Source organism: Synechococcus sp. R6-10, assembly GCF_047461815.1.
In the GTDB taxonomy this organism is placed as follows: domain Bacteria; phylum Cyanobacteriota; class Cyanobacteriia; order Thermostichales; family Thermostichaceae; genus Thermostichus.
In genome coordinates this window covers 1-1,565 of record NZ_JANSHW010000385.1, presented here as the reverse complement: position 1 = coordinate 1,565, position 1,565 = coordinate 1, and the positions used below count along the sequence as shown (strand labels likewise).

Here is a 1,565-nt window from a genome sequence, read left to right as displayed (position 1 = left end):
CATGTGGTGATGGGCTTGAGCTTGTAGCTGCTGCAGTTCTGGGGAGGGCACGACGTGAATAAAAATGACACGCGGCGCGAAGGCCCCAAAGCCGGATAACTGGATGGCGACGGGAGTTTGCTGCTTGGCAAAGGCCTCTAGGGATCCCGTCAAGGCCGGCAGATCGGAACTGGGCCACTCGAACGGCGGCACCAGAGTGATGTGGGGAGGCGAGCGCAGGGCCGCTTGGCTGGCAAATTGCTCGGCAAACTGCTGTTTGATGGCTGTCACCTGCTCTTGCAGTGCTGGAGGGGGGAGCAGAGCAAGAAACAGTCGCTGCTTGGGGTTATCCACCAGCATCGGTAAGAACCTAGAGAACAGGGGATAATGCAACTGTAGCCAAGCCCAAACATCTTGTTATGTCGCGTCCTGTCGCTTCTTCCCCTATCCTGGATCCCTCCTCGGCAACCGGATCCCCAGGCCAAGCGCCTCAGCCGGCTCCCATTCCGCCCTACCAGTGGCATTTGTTCCTTTGTGCAGATCAAACCAAGCCCAAATGTTGTGAGAAAGCCGTGGGATTGGAAGCCTGGGACTATTTGAAATCGCGGATCAAGGAATTGAACCTGGAAATCGGGAGCGGGGGATCCCTGCGGGTGCACCGCACCAAAGCCAACTGCCTGCGGGCGTGCGACTATGCTGTTCCCGGCCCTGTGCTGCTGGTCTATCCCGGTGGGTTTTGGTACCACTCGGTCACGCCGGAGGTGGTGGAGGAGATTCTTCAAAAGCACATCTTGGGAGGGATCCCTGTTGTTGAGTATCTGGTAGCCCAAGATACCCTCAGCGCCCCTGATCCAAAAGGGCATGGATAGCCTGCACGCACTCTGCCGTCACCTGCTGCAAATCGGCCTTATCGCTGGAAGCAGGGGGGGGAATCACGTTGCCAATGCGCACCGTGATGGGGCAGAACAAGCGCGGCCACCGGGATCCCTTGGGCAAGACCTTTTCCGTGCCCCAAAGGGCTACAGGCAGCAGAGGCGTTTGGGTGCGGGCTGCAACCAAGGCCGCTCCCAAGTGGGGCTGAGGAATGCGGCCATCGGGGGTACGAGTGCCATTCAAAAAGATCCCTACCGCCCATCCCTGCGCCAAAGCTGCTTCCGTGGCCCGCAGGGCAGCGCGGTCAGAGCCGCCTCTTTTGACCGGGTAGGCGCCGTAGAGCTGGATCACCTGCTTCAGCCCCGGCACCCGAAACAGCTCTTCCTTGGCCATGAAGGCCACCGGGCGGCGCACCGCATTGGCCACCAGCGGCGGATCCAAATGGCTGGCGTGGTTGCTGACGACGATGAGGGATCCCTGGCGAGGCACGTTTTCCTGCCCATAGGTGCGCCCAAAATACAGTCCCCGAAACAAGGGGTTGACCACCAGCCACTTGAGCAGCCAGTAGGCCAACCAATCCCGGCGGCGATAACCCATCTGTGAGTCCAACGATCCCTGCCACTCCGGCAGCAGTTCCCTCTGTAAACTACCCGACCCTGACTGCTTCGCAGTACAGGGCGGGCTTTCGGCCTCCGGCCCGCTGGCGCGAACGG

The 1,565-nt window shown here is 60.6% G+C and carries 3 protein-coding genes; 1 reads left to right on the top strand and 2 read right to left on the bottom strand.

The annotated features are described in order from the left end of the window. The coding region (locus NW837_RS10845; RefSeq protein WP_414331433.1) for a 2'-5' RNA ligase family protein at positions 1-339 on the bottom strand (339 nt) is incomplete at its 3' end. A gap of 59 nt (positions 340-398) precedes the next feature. Here NW837_RS10845 and NW837_RS10840 point away from each other — a divergent pair. Next, complete coding sequence (locus tag NW837_RS10840; protein ID WP_414331431.1) at positions 399-848, top strand: (2Fe-2S) ferredoxin domain-containing protein; 450 nt, start codon at positions 399-401, stop codon at positions 846-848. On the opposite strand, the gene NW837_RS10835 is transcribed toward NW837_RS10840, so the two are convergent. Then, positions 817-1,449, bottom strand: a complete 633-nt coding sequence (locus NW837_RS10835) for a lysophospholipid acyltransferase family protein (protein WP_414331435.1) — start codon at positions 1,447-1,449, stop codon at positions 817-819. The genes NW837_RS10840 and NW837_RS10835 overlap by 32 nt on opposite strands. Positions 1,450-1,565 lie beyond the last annotated feature (116 nt).